This window comes from Streptomyces sp. WELS2 (genome assembly GCF_013870595.1).
In the GTDB taxonomy this organism is placed as follows: domain Bacteria; phylum Actinomycetota; class Actinomycetes; order Streptomycetales; family Streptomycetaceae; genus Streptomyces.
On sequence record NZ_JACBWZ010001416.1, the window covers coordinates 1 to 237 of the forward strand.

Here is a 237-nt window from a genome sequence, read left to right on the forward strand (position 1 = left end):
GGGCCGGTCGGTGTTCGTGTTTCCGGGGCAGGGTGCGCAGTGGGTGGGGATGGGTGGGGAGTTGTACGGCTCGGAGCCGGTGTTCCGGGAGGTGATCGACGCGTGTGAGGGGGCGTTGGCGCCGTATACGGACTGGTCGTTGGTGGAGGTGCTGACCGGCGGTGGTTCGCTGGAGCGGGTCGATGTGGTGCAGCCCGCCCTGTTCGCGGTGATGGTGGCGCTGGCCGAACTCTGGCG

The 237-nt window shown here is 69.2% G+C and carries 1 protein-coding gene; it reads left to right on the forward strand.

Annotated elements, in window-relative coordinates; genetic code table 11:
- Positions 1–49: 49 nt before the first annotated feature.
- The coding region (locus H5J33_RS36680) for an acyltransferase domain-containing protein (RefSeq protein ID WP_399553033.1) at positions 50–237 on the forward strand (188 nt) is incomplete at its 3' end.